The sequence below is a fragment of the Nocardia sp. CDC159 genome (genome assembly GCF_023740735.1).
In the GTDB taxonomy this organism is placed as follows: Bacteria; Actinomycetota; Actinomycetes; order Mycobacteriales; family Mycobacteriaceae; genus Nocardia; species Nocardia pulmonis.
The window spans coordinates 98,347-115,987 of the sequence record NZ_JAMRXH010000020.1 but is presented as its reverse complement, the minus strand read 5'-3'; the positions used below and the strand labels follow the sequence as shown (position 1 = coordinate 115,987).

The window sequence follows — 17,641 nt, the reverse complement described above, 5'->3', positions numbered from 1 at the left end:
CGGCTGAAGCCCTAGCCCGGCTGAATCAGCGTGCGCTTGAGGATCTTTCCGGTGGCATTGCGCGGCAGCGCATCGAGGAAGGTCACATCGCGCGGGACCGAGAAGCGGCCCAGCCGATGGCGGATGTAGTTGCGGACCATGTCCGGGTCCAGGCCGAAGCCGTCGCGCTTGACGACGAAAGCGGCCAGGCGCTGGCCGAATTCGCGGTCGGGTACGCCGACGACGGCTACCTCGCTGATCTGGGGCAGGTGCGACAGCGCCTCCTCGACCGGACGGGGGAAGACGTTCTCGCCGCCGGAGATGATCATCTCGTCGTCGCGACCGGCCACGAACAGCCGCCCGGTGGCGTCGAGGTAGCCGACATCGCCGGTGTCGAGCATGCCGTCGGCCTCCCCGGGCGGGGCGGCATCGGTGTAGCCGTCGAAGAGCATATGGTTGCCGACGAAGATGCGCCCGGTCGCGCCGACCGGTACCGGACGCGAATCCGGGCCCAGCACAGCGACTTTCGTGCCCAGCGGCGGTCGACCGGCGGTGGTGGGGGAGATGCGCAGATCGCTCGGATCCGCGATCGTCGCCCAGGACACCTCGGTGGAGCCGTAGACGTTGTAGAGGATGTCGCCGAAGGTGTCCATGAACCGCAGTACCGCGGCCCCGGCCAGCGGCGCGCCGCAGCTGGCGACCACCCGCAGGCTGGAGGTGTCGTAGCGGGCCCGGACCGCGGTGGGCAGGTCCAGGATTCGGTTGACCATGACCGGGACGACGATCATGGTGGTGATCCGGTGCTCGGCGACCAGACGCAGACACTCCTCGGCGTCGAAGCGCTCGGTCAGCACGACCGTCGCCCGGATCGGCGTGCTGATCTGCAGTGCGCCGAGACCCCAGGTGTGGAACAGCGGCGCCGGGATCAGCATGGCCTCGTTCATCTGCATGGGAATTCGCGACAGCAGCGCCGCGACCGTGCCGAAGCCCTTCGGGTGCGGCCGGCGCGCTCCCTTGGGGCTGCCGCTGGTGCCCGAGGTGAGCACGATCAGGCGGCCGGGGCGGGGCGGTCTTCGGAAGTCTGTTGTGCCCGTGGCGATCAGATCCTCGACAGTGGCACGGCTCGGATCGGGCGGGCGGCCCACGGTGGTGAAACGGGGTAGCTCCGGCGGCAGGTAATGGATCAGCTCCTCGAGCTCCGGATCAGCGAAAACCGCTGCCGGGCGGTTCCTTTCGACGATTTCCTCGATGCTGCCGGCGGACAGTCCGGTGTTGAGCAGCACCACGTCGACGCCGAGCTTGCCCGCGGCGATCATGATCTCGACCATCTCGGCGTGATTGCGCGACAGCAGTCCGATGGCGTCGCCGGTGCGGATGTCCATCTCGTGCAGCGCGCTCGCCAGGGCGTGACTGCGGGAGTGGACCTCGGCGAAGGTGCGGCTGCCCCGATCGTCGACGATCGCCGGGCGGTGCGGCGCGTAGGCGGCCGCCGCGGCATAGCCACCGGCCAGGGTGAAGCCCCATTTGGCCAGGCGACCGAGCTGTTTCAGCCCGCGGTCGGGCCGATAGGTGCGCACCACCCCGGTGGTCACCATCTGCCGCATGACCTCGGCCTGCAGCCGCATCGGCGAGTCCTCGCCGTTGACGACCATCGAGGTGGCGGCCCCGCCGGGGACGTCGGCGAGCCGGCGCAGGCCCGCGAGGGTCCACTCGGTGACCTGTGCGTTGGTCAGCGTGGTCAGGGCGGGGTGCACCCGGCCCGGGGCGAAATAGGTGACGGTGATCCGGGTCCGGTCGCCGTCGCCGCGCAGCCGGATCGACGCGAAGCTGCCTAGGGTCGTGCATTGCAACTCGAGACGGTCGGGTGCACGGCCGAGTACCAGACGGACATCGACCGTCCGGATTTCGGAGCCGCTGCCCACCCGGAATCGCAGGGTGGGCGGAGCACCGTCACCGTCGACTTGTTCGCAGGCGCCGATGCCGGGGAACATTCGGGGATAGGTCTGAGGATCGATCAGCAGATCCCATATGGCTTTACGCGCGATCGGTAGTTCCGTGACCGCGTCGACGACATCGGTAACCAAGGGCTTGCACTTCTGACTACGGCCGGGTCGAAAGTTCGGTTCGGCGGATTACGTATTTGTAACGGTGTTCACTACCGGGGTCAAGAACATACAAATTGAAGGTGAATAATTCTGTAATTTGCCCAGTGGTTGCATGTAACACTAGGTAACGGATACGCCACGCTGATGCGGATTGCCGCCGGTTCGCCGGTACCGGATGGCGGCTCGCGCGCCCGGACAATATACGGTGCCCTGGGCATTACTGGTTCGGGCCGAGGGTGGAGACAGCACTGATGAGCATCGACGTCACGTCGCGACCGCAGGGTCGTATCGACGCTTACTTCGGCGTGAGCCGACTCGGGTCGAACTACCGGCGCGAGCTCATGGCCGGAACTGTGACCTTCCTCGCGATGTCGTACGTGCTCGCGGTGAATCCGGCCGTACTCGGCGACCACGGGCAGCTCGGCGACAAGGGCATTCCGACTCAGGCGGTATTCACCGCGACGGCGATCGCGGCGGTCTTCGGCACCCTGGTGATGGGTCTGTGGGCGCGCTACCCGGTGGCGTTGGCGCCGGGCATGGGACTCAACGCGTTCTTCGCCTATACGGTCGTGCTCGAGATGGGCATTCCGTGGCAGGAGGCGCTGTCGGGCACGTTCCTGTCGGGCGTGATCTTCTTCGTACTGGCCATCACCAAGATTCGCGAGAAGATCATCGACGCGATCCCGCTGCAGATGAAGCTCGCGGTGGGCGCGGGCATCGGCATGTTCGTGGCCTTCATCGGGCTCAAGAACGCCGGGCTGGTGGTCGCCAGCGACGCCACCTTCGTCCATCTGGGCCAGTTCACCAAGGGCACGACGCTGCTGGCGCTGTTCGGGTTGGTGGTGACCGTGGTCTTCCTGGCGCTGGGCTGGCACGGCGCGGTGCTGTACGGCATCGTCGCGACCACGATCGTGGGCATCGTCAGCGGGCTGGTGGACCTGCCGAATCAGGTGGTCGCCATGCCGCACGGGCTGGATCAGACCTTCGGGCAGGCCATCGTGAACCTGCCGCACGCCTTCACCGGGCAGATGGCGATCGTGGTCCTGACGATGCTGTTCGTCGACTTCTTCGACGCCTCCGGCACGCTCATCGGCATCGCGAATCAGGCGGGACTGCTCGGACCGGACGGCAAGCTGCCGCGCGCGGCGCAGGCCCTGGCCGCCGATTCGATCGGCACCACCGCGGGCGCGATCATCGGCACCTCCACGACCACGGCGTATGTTGAATCGACCGCGGGAGTGAGCGCCGGTGGGCGAACCGGATTGGCGGCCGTCTCGACGGCCGGATGGTTTCTGGTCGCCATGTTCTTCTTCCCGCTGTTCGCCGTCGTGGCCGACGCGCCCTCGGTGACCGCGCCCGCGCTGATCGTCGTCGGCGTGCTGATGGCGCGTGCCCTCGGCGATATCGACTGGGCCGAACTGGAATACGCGGTGCCCGCGTTCATCACCGTCGTGATGATGCCGCTGACCTATTCCATCGCCAACGGCATCGCGATGGGACTGCTGTTCTACCCGATCGTCATGGTGGCCAAGCGGCGCATCCGCGAGGTGCATCCGGTGATGTGGGTGCTGATGGTGGTGTTCCTGGCCTACTTCGTATTCCTGGCCGAGTGATCCGGCGGGCACCTCGGGGGTGGTGGGCGGGTGCGTTGCGCGGTGGTGAATCCGGCGATTTTCCTACGCGGTCGGAGTAATCTGCGAACCGCATTCCGCCGCGGCTTCTCTTCCCTCCCTGAACCACACGAGGCCGTGCACCGTGTCCTGATCTGGGAACGACAGGAGGACAACCATGACGGCCGATCTCACCGCCGGGAGCTCCCGCAGGCTCGCCGGTGCTACGGACTCGCAGGCGCTCGATATCGGCCTGCTGGTATTGCGGGTCATCTTCGGCGGCCTGATGCTCGTGCACGGCAGCCAGAAGCTGTTCGGGTGGTTCAACGGGCCGGGCCTGCAGCAGACCAACGCCACGTTCGATCAGATGGGCTACAACCCCGGCAAGGTGTTCGGCACGCTCGCCGGGCTGTGTGAATTCACCGGTGGCGCACTGCTGCTGCTCGGGCTGCTGACGCCGCTGGGTGCGGCCATCGTCATCGGCACCATGATCAATGCGATGAATGCGACCTGGAAGGACGGCCTGGCCGGGTACGAGTCGGGACTGCTGTTCGCGGCCGCCGCCGTCACATTGGCCTTCGCCGGGCCGGGTCGTCTCTCGCTGGACCACGGGCGGCCCTGGGGGCAACGCGGCATCACGTGGGGAGGTGGCGCGGTGGTGGTGGCCGTCGTCGCCGCGCTCATCACGTTGGCGCTCAAATGGTGGATGTAGGCGAAAGGCCCCGGCCCGCAAGATCTTTATAGTGTCCCCGCGCCGCGTGCAGGGCTTGGCGCGGGGACCTCGGATACTTCCGATGTGGGAATTGGGGGTCACCGGAGTACCGATTTCCAACTTACTTCCGGCCAGAAGTTAACACCATACTTGTGAGCGTTTTCACAATTGAATCTTTTTTACTTTGCCACCGGGGTCGCGGTAAGTCGTTGCAAGGCCTTGACGACCACCTGCGGATCCGACGTTTCCCAATACGGTGGCAGCGACGCGCGCAGATACGACCCGTAGCGCGCGGTCACCAGGCGTGGATCGAGAACCGCCACCACGCCGCGATCGTCCACGCTGCGCAGCAGTCGACCGGTGCCCTGGGCCAGCAGCAGGGCCGCGTGATTGGCGGCCACGGTCAGAAATCCGTTGCCGCCGCGCGATTCGACCGCCTTCTGTCGGGCGACCAGCAGCGGATCGTCCGGGCGGGGAAAGGGGATGCGGTCCAGGATCACCAGGCTCAGCGACGGTCCGGGCACATCGACGCCCTGCCACAGCGACAGCGTGCCGAACAGGGAGGTCGCCGGATCCTCGGCGAACCGCTTGACGAGGGTGCCGGTGGCATCGTCGCCCTGGCACAGCACGGGGGTGTCCAGCCGCTCCCGCAGAATCTCGGTGGCCGCCTTGGCCGCGCGCATGGAGGAGAACAGGCCGAGGGTGCGCCCGCCCGCGGCGCGGATCAGGCGCTCGATCTCGTCCAGATAGGCCGGGGCCAGGCCGTCGCGGCCCGGCGTGGGCAGATGCCTTGCGACATAGAGGATTCCGGATTTCGCGTGATCGAACGGCGAACCCACGTCCAGGGAGTTCCAGCGCATCGAGGCCGAATCCGACGGCGCCTCACCGCCGTTGGCGAGCGCGGGATCGACGCGATTGGCCGACTGCGGCGGCAGGCCCCAGGTGACCGCCAAATTGTCGAAGGATCCGCCGATCTGCAGCGTGGCCGAGGTCAAGATCACCGTGGCCGTGCCGAACAGGCGACTGCGCAACAGTCCGCCGACCGACAGCGGGGCCATGTGCACCGTGCGGCGCGGGACGCCACGGACATCCTCCGCCGACAGCCAGATCACATCGCGGCGCGCCGCCGGATCGGACTCCTCGAAGGTGGTCAGCGCGCGCACGGCCGCGTCGTGGACCTCCTCCACCGCGGCCAGCGCCATATTGCGGGCGGCGGCGGCCTCCGGATCGCCCTGCGGGGTGTTCGAACCCTGCGGGGCCAGCGCGGTGCGCACATTCCAGGCCGCGTCGCGGATCAGCGCGAGCACTCCGGCCGCGCCGCCCGGCAGTTCGTCCCAGCGCCCGGGCGGGATGTCTTCGAGCAGCTCGTGCCAGGCCTCGGCCGCACCCTCGAGGCGGTCGACCTCCTGTTCGTCGACCAGTTTCGCGCAGCGCTTGGCGGCGGCGCTGATCGCGGCGGTGGACAGTTCCGCGGTGGCCACGCCGGTGACGCGGTCGACCAGTTCGTGGGCCTCGTCGATGACGACCACATCGTGTTCGGGCAGCACCTGCACGCCGCTGATGGCGTCGATGGCCAGCAGAGCGTGATTGGTGACCACGACATCGGCCTGACCGGATTCGGCGCGGGCGCGCTCGGCGAAGCAGTCGGTGCCGAACGGGCAGCGCGTCTTGCCCAGACATTCCCGGGAGGAGACGCTGACCTGCCGCCACGCGCGATCGGTGACGCCGGGGACCAGCTCGTCGCGGTCGCCGGTCTCGGTATCGGAGGCCCATTCGTTGAGTCGCTGCACCTCCCGGCCGAGCCGGGAGATGGCGAAGGCGTCGAACAGCTCGGTCTCCGGCGACTCGTCCGGGATGACGCTATTGATCTTGTTCAGGCACAGATAGTTGTTGCGGCCCTTGAGAATCGCGAACTGGGGCCGTCGGCCCAGCGGTCCGGCCAGCGCCTCGGCCAGGCGCGGCAGATCGCGGTCGACCAGCTGGCGCTGCAGCGCGATGGTGGCGGTGGACACCACGACCGTGCGGCCGGTCTGCACCGCGTGCCGCAGGCTCGGTACCAGATAGGCCAGCGATTTTCCGGTGCCGGTCCCGGCCTGCACGGCCAGGTGCTCCTTGGTGTCGATGGAATGTGCGACGGCGGCCGCCATCGTCTGCTGGCCCTTGCGCGCCTTGCCGCCGAGGGCCTCGACGGCGGTCGCCAGCAGGGTGGGGACGGGCGGAAGTTCGGGCACCAAGGCAGATTAGCTCCCCGCTCCGACAGCCGTGCCGATCGGTCGCGGCCGGACCTTTTTGTCGGTGGGCTGCGCTAGGTTGTTCGGGAGTCGACGAGCGAGAGGGAGCACGATGCAGCCGACGCTGACGGAGTGGATCACCGGGGGAGCGCGGGTCGAAGTCGGCGGTCATCTGCTGTTCCATCGGCAGGACGGCCCGACGGACGGGCGGGCGGTGACGCTGCTGCACGGATATCCGACGTCGTCGCACGACTGGGCGCCGGTCTTGCCGGAGCTGGCCGAATCGGGTTGCCGGGTAACGGTTCTCGACTTTCTGGGCTTCGGGGCGAGTGCGAAGCCGCGCGGGCACGAGTATCGGATTACCGAACAGGCCGACCTGGTCGAGGCGTTGTGGAAGCAGCTGGATATCGGGGAGACCGCACTGGTCGCTCACGACTACGGCGTGAGCGTGGCCCAGGAGCTGCTGGCTCGTGATCCGGCGCGGATCACCCGCATGGCCTGGCTGAACGGCGGGCTCTACATCGATCTGTACCGGCCCACGGCGATTCAGAAGCTGATGATCTCCCCGTTGGGGAAGTTGCTGGGCCCGTTGATGTCCGAGAGTTCCTACCGGATGTCGATTCGCAAGATCCTGGGTCGCTCGCTGCCGAAGGATGTCGTGCACGAGATGTGGCTGGCCACCTCCAGCGACGGTGGCAAGCACATTCAATGGGATCTCAACCGCTATCACGCCGAGCGGCATCGTCATGCCGAGCGGTGGCAGCGGGCGCTGGAAAGTTATTCGGGGCCAACACTGTTCGTCTGGGGCCCGGCCGATCCGATCAGTGGTGCGACCCAGCTGCCGCGGTTGCGGGAACGCTTTGCGCACGCGCGGTTCGTCGTACTCGACGAACCTCCGGCCGTCGGGCACTGGCCGCAGCTGGAGCATCCCGACGCGGTCGCCGCGGCGCTGGCCGGATTCCTCGCCGAGGATGCTCAGGACTCCAGCTGACCGGCGAGCTCCACACCCGCGTCGCGCAGCTGGCCGAGGGCCTTCTCGACGGTGATGGGTGAGACACCCGCGGTGAGTCCCAGCAGGACCCGCGCGTCGAAGCCCGCCGACCGCGCGTCCAGTGCGGTGGCGCGCACGCAGTGGTCGGTGGCGATACCGCAGATGTCGACGGTATCGATGCCCTTGGCGCGCAACCACTCCGCGAGTGGTACGCCGTCCTCGGTGCTGCCCTCGAAGCCCGAGTAGGCCGCGGTGTAGGCGCCCTTGCTGAAGACCTGCTCGATGGTGGCGGTGTCGAGGTTGGGATGGAAGTCCGCGCCCGCTGTGCCCGCCCGGCAGTGTGGTGGCCAGGTGTCGACGTAGTCGGGCTGGTCGGAGAAGTGCGGCCCGGGGTCGATGTGGTAGTCGCGGGTCGCGACGATGGCGGAGTAGTCGGAGACGGCCAGGTAGTCGCTGATGCGTTCGGCCACCGCCGCACCGCCCTGGACGGCCAGCGAACCGCCCTCGCAGAAATCGTTCTGTACGTCGACGACGATCAGTGCCCTGCTCATATCCCGCACCTCCGCGTTCGGACTCATTGTAGGAACGTGGTGGGGATCGCGGGCTCGCCCGCGGAGAGCTTGAGTCCCTCCCAGGGCAGGCTCACCAGGCCCTTGGCCACCAGCTCGCGGCTATCGGCCAGGGTGGGCAGATCCGCGACGGTCTCGCCCTTGCGGACCAGCGGTACGAGCAGGTCACGGGATTGGAAGCCGTTGGCGGGCGGGCGGTCGGCGGTCGCGGGGTACACGATCTCCTCGACGATCGTGCCGGTCGGGCGGGACAGGCGCACCGCGCGTTTGGTGCCACCGCGCGATTCCTTGTGGCTGCTGCGCTTGGCGACCGGCAGGCCGTCGACCTCGACCAGCTTGTAGACCATGCCCGCGGTCGGCGCGCCCGACCCGGTGACCAGGGAGGTGCCCACGCCGTATGCGTCCACCGGTTCGGCCCGCAGCGCGGCGATGGCGTACTCGTCCAGATCCCCGGACACGACGATGCGGGTGCGGGTGGCGCCGAGCGCGTCGAGCTGTTCGCGCACCTGATGGGCCAGTACGCCCAGATCGCCGGAATCGATACGGACACCGCCCAATTCGGGTCCGGCCACCTCGATCGCGGTAGCGACGCCCTGGGTGATGTCGAAGGTGTCGACCAGCAGGGTGGTGCCGACGCCGAGTGCCTCGATCTGGCTGCGGAAGGCGGCCGCCTCGTGCTGGCCGTCGGCGCCGCTGTGCAGCAGGGTGAAGGCGTGCGCGCTGGTGCCCGCACCCGGAATTCCATAGCGGCGCACGGCTTCCAGATTGGAGGTGGCGTCGAATCCGGCCAGGTAGGCGGCACGGGCGCTGGCCGGGGCGGCCAGCTCGTGGGTGCGCCGCGAGCCCATCTCGATCAGGCGGCGGTTGCCCGCGGCGCTGACCATGCGCGCCGCGGCCGAGGCGATGGCGCTGTCGTGATTGAGGATCGACAGAATCAGGGTCTCGAGCACGACGCATTCGGCGAAGCTGCCGCGCACCGACAGGATCGGTGAACCGGGGAAGTACAGTTCGCCCTCGCGGTAACCGTCGATATCGCCGCCGAAGCGGTAGTCCCGCAGCCACTCCAGGGTGCGGGAGTCCAGGAATCCGGCCGCTACCTCGAGTTCGGCCGCACCGAACCGGAACTCCGCCAAGGCATCCAGGAGGCGGCCGGTGCCCGCGACCACCCCGTAGCGTCGACCGTGCGGCAAGCGCCGGGCGAATACCTCGAAGGTGCAATGCCGCTCGGCCGAACCGTCGGTCAGCGCGGCCGCGAGCATGGTCAGTTCATATTGGTCGGTCAGCAGCGCGGTGCTGGCACCGGCGTCCGTTGTGGTCACGTCGCCACTGTAGACAGCTCACGGCGTGTCGGTCCGCCGCGCTCGCCGGGGGCGCCGCCGCGAGTCCGGCAAAACGACATCCGGCGGGTGTTGTGTATTCGGAGTCGAGTCGTACCCTGAAGGTTATGGGTCTGTGCATGGAAGACGCTGTCCGGGTCGCCGCCGGTCCGGTCGGCGTCCACGTGACAATGTCGGCGGCGCAGGCGACCCCCGAGACGATCGAGGTCACCGAGATCCTCGAGGCGGAAGATCGTCCCTGGGTAACCGTGGTCTGGGACGACCCGGTCAACCTGATGCACTACGTCACCTACATCTTTCAGAAGCTGTTCGGATACAGCAAAGCCAAGGCAACCGAGCTGATGTTGAAGGTGCACAACGAGGGCAAGGCGGTGGTGTCATCCGGGTCGCGCGACAAGATGGAGCACGACGTCCAACGACTGCATGCCGCCGGGCTCTGGGCCACCATGCAGCGCGACGAGTGAGGCGACGACTACCGTAGTGCCCGTGCGCAAGTGGAGCAGGAAGAACTCACTGAGCGGGCTCAAGCTTCGGTCGGAAATGGATGCACGTGAGGCCGAGGTTTTGCGCTCGTTGGTGGGCGCGGTCACCGGTCTGCTCACCGACCGTGCCCGTTCGGCCCCCGAGGACGATCTGGCGGCCTTGACCGGGCTACGTACCGGCAACAGCGCCCCGCCCGACGATCCGCGGCTGGCCCGGCTGTTGCCCGACTTCCATCGGGCCGAGCCCGGTTCGCCCGATGCCGAACGCGCGGGCCTCAACAACGCGCTGCGCAGCCTGCACGAGCCCGACATCATCGACGCCAAGGTGGCGGCCGGGTCGGTCGTGCTGGACACCCTGCCCGCCGAGGGCGGCAAGATCGTGCTCACCCCCGAGCAGGCCGATGCGTGGCTGACCGCGCTCAACGATGTCCGCCTGGCCCTGGGCACCGCGCTCGGGGTCGATGCCAATACCCCTGATCACCTGGATCCGGGTGATCCGCGCGCACCGCATCTGGACGTCTATCACTGGCTGACCTGGATGCAGGATTCGCTGCTGCAGGCATTGGCTCCGTGACCGGGAAGCCGGGACCGCGCGATTCGATCACCGAGGTGAGCGGCGTGCTGGCCGGGCACCATCACGCCCTCGACGAGATGTCGCGCGGCCTTCCCACCCCAACCTCCCCCTCCTGGACACCCTGCGCACAGCGGCCGCGACATGCGTCGAGCGCGCGGTGGTAGACGCCATCCTGACGGCCCATTCGATAGCCGGAATACCTTCGTACACAGACCTTTTCGGCACCGATTAGTCCATAGCCCCCCGCGTCGGGTCCGTTTCGAATACGCCCGCGTATCCCCGCCTCCAGGCGCTGGGGCGCCTGGAGGCGGGGAACATGGTGCCGCGCTGGAGGCGGGTCGCGCTGAAGGGGGAGCGTGGTGCCGCGCTGGAGGCGGGGAGCGTGGTGCCGCGCTGGAGGCGGAGAGCGCCTGGCGTGGGGACTGGTGCTGGGGTTTTCCGGGGGCGGGCGGGAATTGCAGGCCCAGCGGTGGGGAGGTGGGAATAGGTGAATATTGTGGGCCGTTGACGTCAGCGGTGTGGCGGAAGGATTCGACTGTGCTGGTGATCAGGGCCGATCTTGTCGATGCGATGGTGGCGCATGCTCGTGCCGATCATCCGGACGAGGCCTGTGGGGTGATCGCGGGGCCGGAGGGGGCGGATCGGCCGGAGCGGTTCGTGGCCATGGTCAATGCCGAGCGGTCGCCGACGTTCTATCGCTTCGATTCGGGGGAGCAGTTGCGGGTGTGGCGGGAGATGGACGAGCGGGACGAGGAGCCAGTGGTCATCTATCACTCGCATACCGCGACCGAGGCGTATCCGAGCCGGACCGATATCTCCTATGCGTCGGAGCCCAATGCCCACTATGTGCTGATCTCGACTCGCGATCCGGAGCAGCACGAGCTGCGCAGTTATCGGATCGTCGACGGTGTGGTCACCGAGGAACCCGTCGAAATCGTTCCGGCGTGAAGCATGCCGGGAATGTCGTCAATTCCACGAGAAGCAGGAGCAGCAATGCCGGTAACCGTGTCCATTCCGACCATCATGCGCACCCTCACCGGAGGGGAGAAGCGGGTGCAGGCCTCCGGCGCCACGCTCGCGGCGGTGATCGATGATCTCGAGGCCAACTACGGCGGACTCAAGGATCGACTGCTCTCCGACGGCAAGCTGAATCGCTACGTCAACATCTACATCGATGACGAGGACGTGCGCTTCGCGGGCGGCCTCGAGGCGGAGGTGCCCGAGGGCGGCACCGTGACGATTCTCCCGGCCGTGGCCGGGGGCGCGCGGTAATTCCGTGGCACGGTACGACTCGCTGATCGAGACCCTGGGCAATACACCGCTGGTCGGCCTGCGCCGGTTGTCCCCGAAGTGGGACGGTGACGACCATGTGCGGCTGTGGGCCAAACTCGAGGATCACAATCCGACCGGCTCCATCAAGGACCGCCCCGCGCTGCGGATGATCGAACAGGCCGAGGCCGAGGGCGCCCTGCGGCCCGGCTGCACGATCCTCGAGCCGACCAGCGGCAACACCGGCATCTCGCTGGCCATGGCCGCCAAGCTGAAGGGCTATCGGTTGGTGTGCGTGATGCCGGAGAACACCTCCGTCGAGCGCCGTCAGCTGCTGACCATGTTCGGCGCGGAGATCATCGACTCCCCGGCCGCGGGCGGTTCCAATCAGGCCGTGGCGCTGGCGAAGAAGATCGCCGCGGAACACCCGGACTGGGTGATGCTCTACCAGTACGGCAATCCGGCCAACGCGCTGGCCCACTACGAGGGCACCGGCCCGGAGATCCTCGCCGACCTGCCGGAGATCACCCATTTCGTGGCGGGTCTGGGCACCACGGGCACCCTCATGGGAACCGGCCGCTACCTGCGCGAAAACGTTCCGGACATCGAGATCGTCGCCGCCGAGCCGCGCTACGGCGAACTGGTCTACGGCCTGCGCAACCTCGACGAGGGCTTCATCCCCGAGCTGTACGACGAAGCCGTGCTCACCTCCCGCTTCTCGGTCGGCCCGTATGACGCCGTGCGCCGCACCCGCGAGCTGGTCGGCGAGGAGGGCATCTTCGCGGGCATCTCGACCGGCGCGATCCTGCACGCGGCCCTCGGCGCGGGCGCCAAGGCGCTGAAGGCGGGCAGGCGGGCCGACATCGCGTTCGTGGTCGCCGACGGCGGCTGGAAATACCTGTCGACCGGCGCCTACGAGGGCACGCTGGACGAGGCCGAGGACAAACTGGAGGGCCAGCTCTGGGCCTAGGTACCCTCGTAGGGGCGAGGTCGGTACTCCCTCGCGAGGAGGTGATGGCGGTGACCGCCGGGATGGGTTCGTTCGACCCGGATCGGATCGCGGCTCTGCGGGGGCGGACGGGTAGGTCCGCGGTTCCCCGACCGCCGGGTTCCTCATCGGCCGTGAAACTGCTGTGGCAGCGCGCCATCGCGCTGACCCTCGGTTTCGTCGCGCTGCTCTACGGCATCGAGGGCGTCGACACCCTCGCGAATCATCAGCTCGACAATGCCGGGGTGCAGCCGCGCAAGCTGGACGGCCTGGAGGGCATCGCGTTCGCGCCGGTGTTGCACGGCGACTGGGCGCATCTGATCGGAAACACCGTGCCGGTCCTGGTCCTGGGCCTGCTCACCCTGTTGACGGGCATCGGCCGCGGCCTCGCGGCGACGGCCATCATCTGGATTCTCGGCGGCGCGGGCCAGTGGCTCACCGGCGATACCGGATCGGTGCATCTGGGCGCCTCGGTCCTGGTGTTCGGCTGGCTGACGTATCTGATCTCGCGCGGCTGGTTCGCCCGCAATCCGTGGCAGATTCTGCTCGGGGTCGTGGTGGGATTGCTGTACGGCTCCATTCTGTGGGGCGTGCTGCCCGGACAGCCCGGAATATCTTGGCAAGGCCATCTTTTCGGGGCGTTGGGTGGAGTGGTTGCCGCCTGGGTACTCTCAGGCAATGAACGTCGTCATCGTCGCGGGGATAATGTCGGCCGCCTCGCGTCGTCGGGGTGACTGCGGAGCCCGGCTGATGTTTGGGGGATCCCCTCGTGACTGAAAATGCAGCGTGGCAGCATGGGGGAATGCGCCTCACCGTCCTCGGGTGTTCGGGCAGTGTGTCCGGCCCGGATTCCCCTGCGTCGGGTTATCTGCTCACCGGTCCGGACATGACTCCGACGGTCATCGATTTCGGTCCCGGCATATTGGGTGCATTGCAGCGCCATCTGGATCCCGGTGAGGTCGACATCTTCCTCACCCATCTGCATGCCGACCATTGCCTGGATTTGCCGGGCCTGCTGGTATGGCGGCGTTATCACCCGAATCCGCCGACCGGGCGCGCGATCGTGCAGGGGCCCTCGGATACCGCGCTGCGAATCGGCAACGCATCGGCCGAGATCGGTGGCGAATGCGACGACTGGTCCGATGTCATCGATATGCGGCCGTGGGAGGAGGGGCGTGAAATCACCTTCGGCCCGGGCCATACCGTGGTCGCGCGGCGCATGTTCCATCCGCCAGAGTCCTACGGCCTGCGCATCACGACCGCGGCCGGCCGCACGCTGGTCTACACCGGCGATACCGCCGTGTGCGATGCGGTATTCGAACTCGCCGAGGGTGCGGATGTGTTGCTGTCCGAGGCGTCCTGGACGCACGATCCCGCCAATCGGCCGCCCGGCATTCACCTTTCGGGCACCGAGGCCGGAATGATCGCCGCCCGAGCCGGTGTCGGTGAGCTGCTGCTCACCCACATTCCGCCGTGGACCTCCCGCGAGGATGTGATCGCCGAGGCCAAGACCGAATTCAGCGGGCCGGTGCACGCCGTGTCGCCGGGTGAGGTCATCGACATCTGAGGGCACCATTAGGCTGCTCATGTGTCTAGACGAGCCGATGGCAGGGCGGACGACGAACTCCGTGAGGTAAGGATCACCCGGGGCTTCACCACGCATCCGGCGGGGTCGGTGCTGGTGGAATTCGGGCAGACGCGGGTGATGTGCACCGCGAGCGTGAGCGAGGGGGTGCCCGCCTGGCGGCGCGACTCCGGATTGGGCTGGCTGACAGCCGAATACGCGATGCTGCCCGCCGCCACCCACACCCGCAGCGGCCGGGAGTCGGTGAAGGGCCGGGTCGGCGGCCGCACGCAGGAGATCAGCCGCCTGGTCGGCCGCTCGCTGCGGGCCTGCATCGACTTGGCCGCGATCGGCGAGAACACCATTGCCATCGACTGCGATGTGCTGCAGGCCGACGGCGGCACCCGCACCGCGGCCATCACGGGCGCGTACGTGGCGCTGGCCGACGCGATCACCTATCTGGGCGCGGCCGGGCAGCTCAACGATCCGCAGCCCATTTCGTGCATGATCGCCGCGGTCAGCGTGGGTGTGGTCGACGGCCGGGTGCGGCTGGATCTGCCCTACGAGGAGGATTCGCGCGCCGAGGTCGATATGAACGTGGTCGCCACCGACACCGGCACCCTGGTCGAGATCCAGGGCACCGGTGAGGGCGCGACCTTCCCGCGCTCGACGCTGGACAAGCTGCTCGATTCCGCGCTGGCCGGATGCGAGCAGCTGTTCGCCATCCAGAAGGAGGCGCTGGCGCTGCCCTATCCCGGCGTGCTGCCCGAGCCCGAGAAGAAGAAGTGATGTCGCGCCGCGTCCTGGTCGCCAGCCGTAATGCCAAGAAGCTGAACGAATTGCGCCGCATCCTGGCCGAGGCCGGGGTCGAGGGGCTCGAGATCGTGGGCTTGGACGAGGTGCCGCCCTACGACGAGGCCCCCGAGACCGGGGCGACGTTCGAGGAGAACGCCCTCGCCAAGGCTCGCGACGGGGCCGCGGCGACCGGGTTGCCCTGTGTCGCTGATGATTCCGGTCTCGCGGTGGACGCGTTGAACGGCATGCCGGGGGTGCTCTCGGCCCGCTGGTCCGGCCGCCACGGCGACGACGCCGCCAACAACGAACTGCTGCTGGCCCAGCTCGCCGACGTCCCCGACGAGCGCCGCGGCGCGCGATTCGTCTCCGCCTGCGCGCTGGTCGCCGACGGCCGCGAGATGGTCGCGATCGGCGAATGGCCCGGTCGCATCATGCGTAAACCGGTGGGCGACAACGGCTTCGGCTACGACCCGCTGTTCGTCCCGGACGGCGACACCCGCACCTCGGCTCAGCTCGCCCCCGCCGAGAAGGACGCCGCCTCGCACCGCGGCCGCGCCCTGCGCGCGCTGCTGCCCGCACTCGTCGACCTGGCCAAGGCCTGAACCTCGCACCCTTTCCAGCGCTTCGCACCCGCTGCGGCCGCCCGCAACGGGTGCGAAGCGCGACAAAGGGTGCGAGGCGCGGTCAGAGGGCGAAGGTGGAGCGGACCTCGCGGGTACGGTAGTGCTCGCAGACGAAGGACAGGAACGGGATGGTTCCGGCCAGGGCGGTGACGATGGTGGTCGCTGGCTTCCAGCGGGCCTTGATTGCCAGGTCGATGGTGAAGACCAGGTAGATCATGTAGAAGATGCCGTGGATCTGGCCGACGTAGAACAGCCAGTGCGGCGCCGTGCTGCTGTCGTCGAGCAGCAGGTACTTGTAGATCATCTCGGCGCACAGCAGCAGCAGCCAGACACCGGTGATGTAGGCCAGCACCCGGTAGCGGGTCAGCGCGGAGCGGATGCGGGCGGTGTCGCGCGTGGCGGACTCCGGTGCGGTGGCGGTCGGGTTGTCGGCGCTCAACCGGCGCTCCTCTCGGCGTCGCGCGCATCGCGCGCGTTCAATTCGGCCAGGTACCTGTTGTATTCGGCGAGCACCGGATCCTCGTCGCGCACCGCGGTCGGCCGCTCGGGCAGGATGCCCGGCGGAATCTCGCGCGGCGCGGCGGGTTCGGCCGGTGTCGATGGTTCGTCGCCCTCGGCCGCCCGAGATTCCCGCTCCAGGCGCACGAAGCGGAAATAGGCGAACACCACGAAGCCCGCGAACAGCGGCCACTGCAAGGCGTAACCGAGGTTCTGCGCGGTCCCGCTCGCCGATTCGAACCGGCCCCACTGCCACCACCCGAGCCCCAGGCAGGCGAGCGCGGCCACGATCACGAACACGATCAGGACCGGGCGGCGGTGTGGAGCGGACACGCCTACTACGGTACTCGTCTACTACACGAGCCGTAGAGAGTAGGTCCGCCTAGAACTTGTAGGTGACTCCGGTCAGACGCTCGGACTCCTCCCACAGCCGCCGCCACAGCTCGCGGTTCTGCGATTGCTTGGTCGACGGCGAGGGTTTGACCGGGCCCTGCGAGCCGAACAGCCGGGTCGGACCCCAGTAGACGGTCGGATCGGCATCCGGCACGGTCGCCGCGAACAGGCTCGATTCGGCGGCCTTGGCGGGGGAGTGGCCGATGATGGCCACGAACGGCTTGGCGATGTAGTCCATCGGGGTCTGGGTCCGAGTGAACAGATCGGTGGCCGACACACCCGGATGTACGGCATAGGACCGCTTGGTCGACCCGGCCTCGGTCAGGCGGCGCTGCAATTCGCGCGCGAACATCAGATTGGACAGCTTGGACTGCGCATAGGCCAGATTGCGCTGGTAGCGACGGTGCTCGTAATTCAGGTCGTCGATCTGCAGCCTGCCCATCTGCTTGTGCGCGATGCTGGCCAGGGTCACCACCCGGTCGCCGATCCGGTCGAGCAGCAGGCCGGTCAGCGCGAAGTGGCCGAGATGGTTGACGCCCCACTGGGTCTCGAAGCCGTCCTTGGTCCGCGAGAACGGCAGGTTCATCAGCCCGGCGTTGTTGATCAGCACGTCGACCTCGCCGGTCCGGTCGGCGAATGCGCGGATCGAGGCCAGATCGGCCAGATCCAGCGCCGACACCTCGACATCACCCTCGATCCGATCGGCCACCTCCTGGGCGGTGGCGGTATTGCGGCAGGCCATGATCACCTTGGCGCCCTTGGCGGCCAGTCGTTTGGTGGTGTGCTTGCCGATACCGCCGTTGGCGCCGGTGACGACGAACGTGCGGCCGGTCAGATCGGGAATTTGGCTGGGATTCCACGCCATGGTCGAGACCTCACTACCGTTGTGGAAAAGTCTGTGGCTGTCGGGTGCACCTCCGA

The 17,641-nt window shown here is 67.9% G+C and carries 19 protein-coding genes; 12 read left to right on the top strand and 7 right to left on the bottom strand.

Annotated elements, in window-relative coordinates; translation table 11 throughout:
* Window positions 1-11 precede the first annotated feature (11 nt).
* A complete protein-coding gene (locus NDR87_RS32305) occupies window positions 12-2,063 on the bottom strand; it encodes an AMP-binding protein (protein ID WP_372494359.1) in 2,052 nt (683 codons plus the stop codon).
* Window positions 2,064-2,335: 272 nt separating this feature from the next.
* Here NDR87_RS32305 and NDR87_RS32300 point away from each other — a divergent pair, with 272 nt between their 5' ends.
* Window positions 2,336-3,697 carry an NCS2 family permease gene (locus NDR87_RS32300; RefSeq protein WP_286014281.1) on the top strand — a complete coding sequence of 454 codons (1,362 nt, stop codon included), beginning with the start codon at window positions 2,336-2,338 and terminating at the stop codon, window positions 3,695-3,697.
* A 175-nt stretch (window positions 3,698-3,872) separates the two neighbouring features.
* Entirely contained in the window at window positions 3,873-4,406 is a 534-nt protein-coding gene (locus NDR87_RS32295) for a DoxX family protein (protein WP_251917638.1), read from the top strand.
* A gap of 179 nt (window positions 4,407-4,585) precedes the next feature.
* Here NDR87_RS32295 and NDR87_RS32290 read toward each other — a convergent pair whose 3' ends face one another.
* Complete coding sequence (locus NDR87_RS32290; RefSeq protein WP_251917637.1) at window positions 4,586-6,637, bottom strand: ATP-dependent DNA helicase; 2,052 nt, start codon at window positions 6,635-6,637, stop codon at window positions 4,586-4,588.
* Between the two features lie 112 nt (window positions 6,638-6,749).
* Here NDR87_RS32290 and NDR87_RS32285 point away from each other — a divergent pair, with 112 nt between their 5' ends.
* On the top strand, window positions 6,750-7,628 hold the full coding sequence (locus tag NDR87_RS32285; protein ID WP_251917635.1) for an alpha/beta fold hydrolase: 879 nt from the start codon (window positions 6,750-6,752) through the stop codon (window positions 7,626-7,628).
* On the opposite strand, the gene NDR87_RS32280 is transcribed toward NDR87_RS32285, so the two are convergent.
* The gene (locus NDR87_RS32280) at window positions 7,613-8,179 is read right to left on the bottom strand and encodes a nicotinamidase (protein WP_251917633.1); all 567 of its coding nucleotides are present in this window, start codon (window positions 8,177-8,179) and stop codon (window positions 7,613-7,615) included. The genes NDR87_RS32285 and NDR87_RS32280 overlap by 16 nt on opposite strands.
* A 23-nt stretch (window positions 8,180-8,202) precedes the next feature.
* Window positions 8,203-9,516, bottom strand: a complete 1,314-nt coding sequence (locus tag NDR87_RS32275; protein ID WP_308212178.1) for a nicotinate phosphoribosyltransferase — start codon at window positions 9,514-9,516, stop codon at window positions 8,203-8,205.
* A gap of 137 nt (window positions 9,517-9,653) precedes the next feature.
* On the opposite strand from NDR87_RS32275, the gene clpS reads away from it, so the two are divergent.
* From clpS to rdgB, 9 genes are all read left to right on the top strand, one after another.
* The gene (gene clpS, locus NDR87_RS32270) at window positions 9,654-9,998 is read left to right on the top strand and encodes an ATP-dependent Clp protease adapter ClpS (RefSeq protein WP_251917632.1); all 345 of its coding nucleotides are present in this window, start codon (window positions 9,654-9,656) and stop codon (window positions 9,996-9,998) included.
* A gap of 22 nt (window positions 9,999-10,020) precedes the next feature.
* Window positions 10,021-10,590, top strand: a complete 570-nt coding sequence (locus NDR87_RS32265; protein WP_251917631.1) for a DUF2017 domain-containing protein — start codon at window positions 10,021-10,023, stop codon at window positions 10,588-10,590.
* A gap of 537 nt (window positions 10,591-11,127) precedes the next feature.
* Window positions 11,128-11,538, top strand: coding sequence for a M67 family metallopeptidase (locus NDR87_RS32260; RefSeq protein WP_308212177.1), 411 nt, complete (start codon window positions 11,128-11,130; stop codon window positions 11,536-11,538).
* Between the two features lie 45 nt (window positions 11,539-11,583).
* Complete coding sequence (locus tag NDR87_RS32255; RefSeq protein WP_251917629.1) at window positions 11,584-11,862, top strand: MoaD/ThiS family protein; 279 nt, start codon at window positions 11,584-11,586, stop codon at window positions 11,860-11,862.
* A 4-nt stretch (window positions 11,863-11,866) separates the two neighbouring features.
* Window positions 11,867-12,829 carry a cysteine synthase gene (locus NDR87_RS32250; protein ID WP_251917628.1) on the top strand — a complete coding sequence of 321 codons (963 nt, stop codon included), beginning with the start codon at window positions 11,867-11,869 and terminating at the stop codon, window positions 12,827-12,829.
* 44 nt (window positions 12,830-12,873) lie between these two features.
* Window positions 12,874-13,581 carry a rhomboid family intramembrane serine protease gene (locus NDR87_RS32245; protein ID WP_251917627.1) on the top strand — a complete coding sequence of 236 codons (708 nt, stop codon included), beginning with the start codon at window positions 12,874-12,876 and terminating at the stop codon, window positions 13,579-13,581.
* 68 nt (window positions 13,582-13,649) lie between these two features.
* Window positions 13,650-14,414, top strand: a complete 765-nt coding sequence (locus NDR87_RS32240) for a cyclic nucleotide-degrading phosphodiesterase (RefSeq protein WP_251917626.1) — start codon at window positions 13,650-13,652, stop codon at window positions 14,412-14,414.
* Between the two features lie 21 nt (window positions 14,415-14,435).
* Complete coding sequence (gene rph / locus NDR87_RS32235; RefSeq protein WP_251917625.1) at window positions 14,436-15,200, top strand: ribonuclease PH; 765 nt, start codon at window positions 14,436-14,438, stop codon at window positions 15,198-15,200.
* On the top strand, window positions 15,200-15,808 hold the full coding sequence (rdgB, locus tag NDR87_RS32230; protein ID WP_251917624.1) for an RdgB/HAM1 family non-canonical purine NTP pyrophosphatase: 609 nt from the start codon (window positions 15,200-15,202) through the stop codon (window positions 15,806-15,808). Before rph ends, rdgB begins: the two co-directional genes overlap by 1 nt.
* Before the next feature lie 82 nt (window positions 15,809-15,890).
* Here the strand turns inward: rdgB and NDR87_RS32225 are convergent, their stop codons facing one another.
* The 3 genes from NDR87_RS32225 to NDR87_RS32215 are packed head-to-tail and all read right to left on the bottom strand — an operon-like array spanning window position 15,891 to window position 17,585.
* Window positions 15,891-16,268: a DUF3817 domain-containing protein gene (locus NDR87_RS32225; RefSeq protein ID WP_251917623.1), complete on the bottom strand. Its 378-nt coding sequence runs from the start codon at window positions 16,266-16,268 to the stop codon at window positions 15,891-15,893.
* On the bottom strand, window positions 16,265-16,660 hold the full coding sequence (locus NDR87_RS32220; protein ID WP_251917622.1) for a transcriptional regulator: 396 nt from the start codon (window positions 16,658-16,660) through the stop codon (window positions 16,265-16,267). The genes NDR87_RS32225 and NDR87_RS32220 overlap by 4 nt, the downstream gene beginning before the upstream one ends.
* 49 nt (window positions 16,661-16,709) lie before the next feature.
* Window positions 16,710-17,585 (bottom strand): oxidoreductase, encoded by an 876-nt coding sequence (locus NDR87_RS32215; RefSeq protein WP_251917621.1) that lies wholly within the window; start codon window positions 17,583-17,585, stop codon window positions 16,710-16,712.
* Window positions 17,586-17,641: the final 56 nt, after the last annotated feature.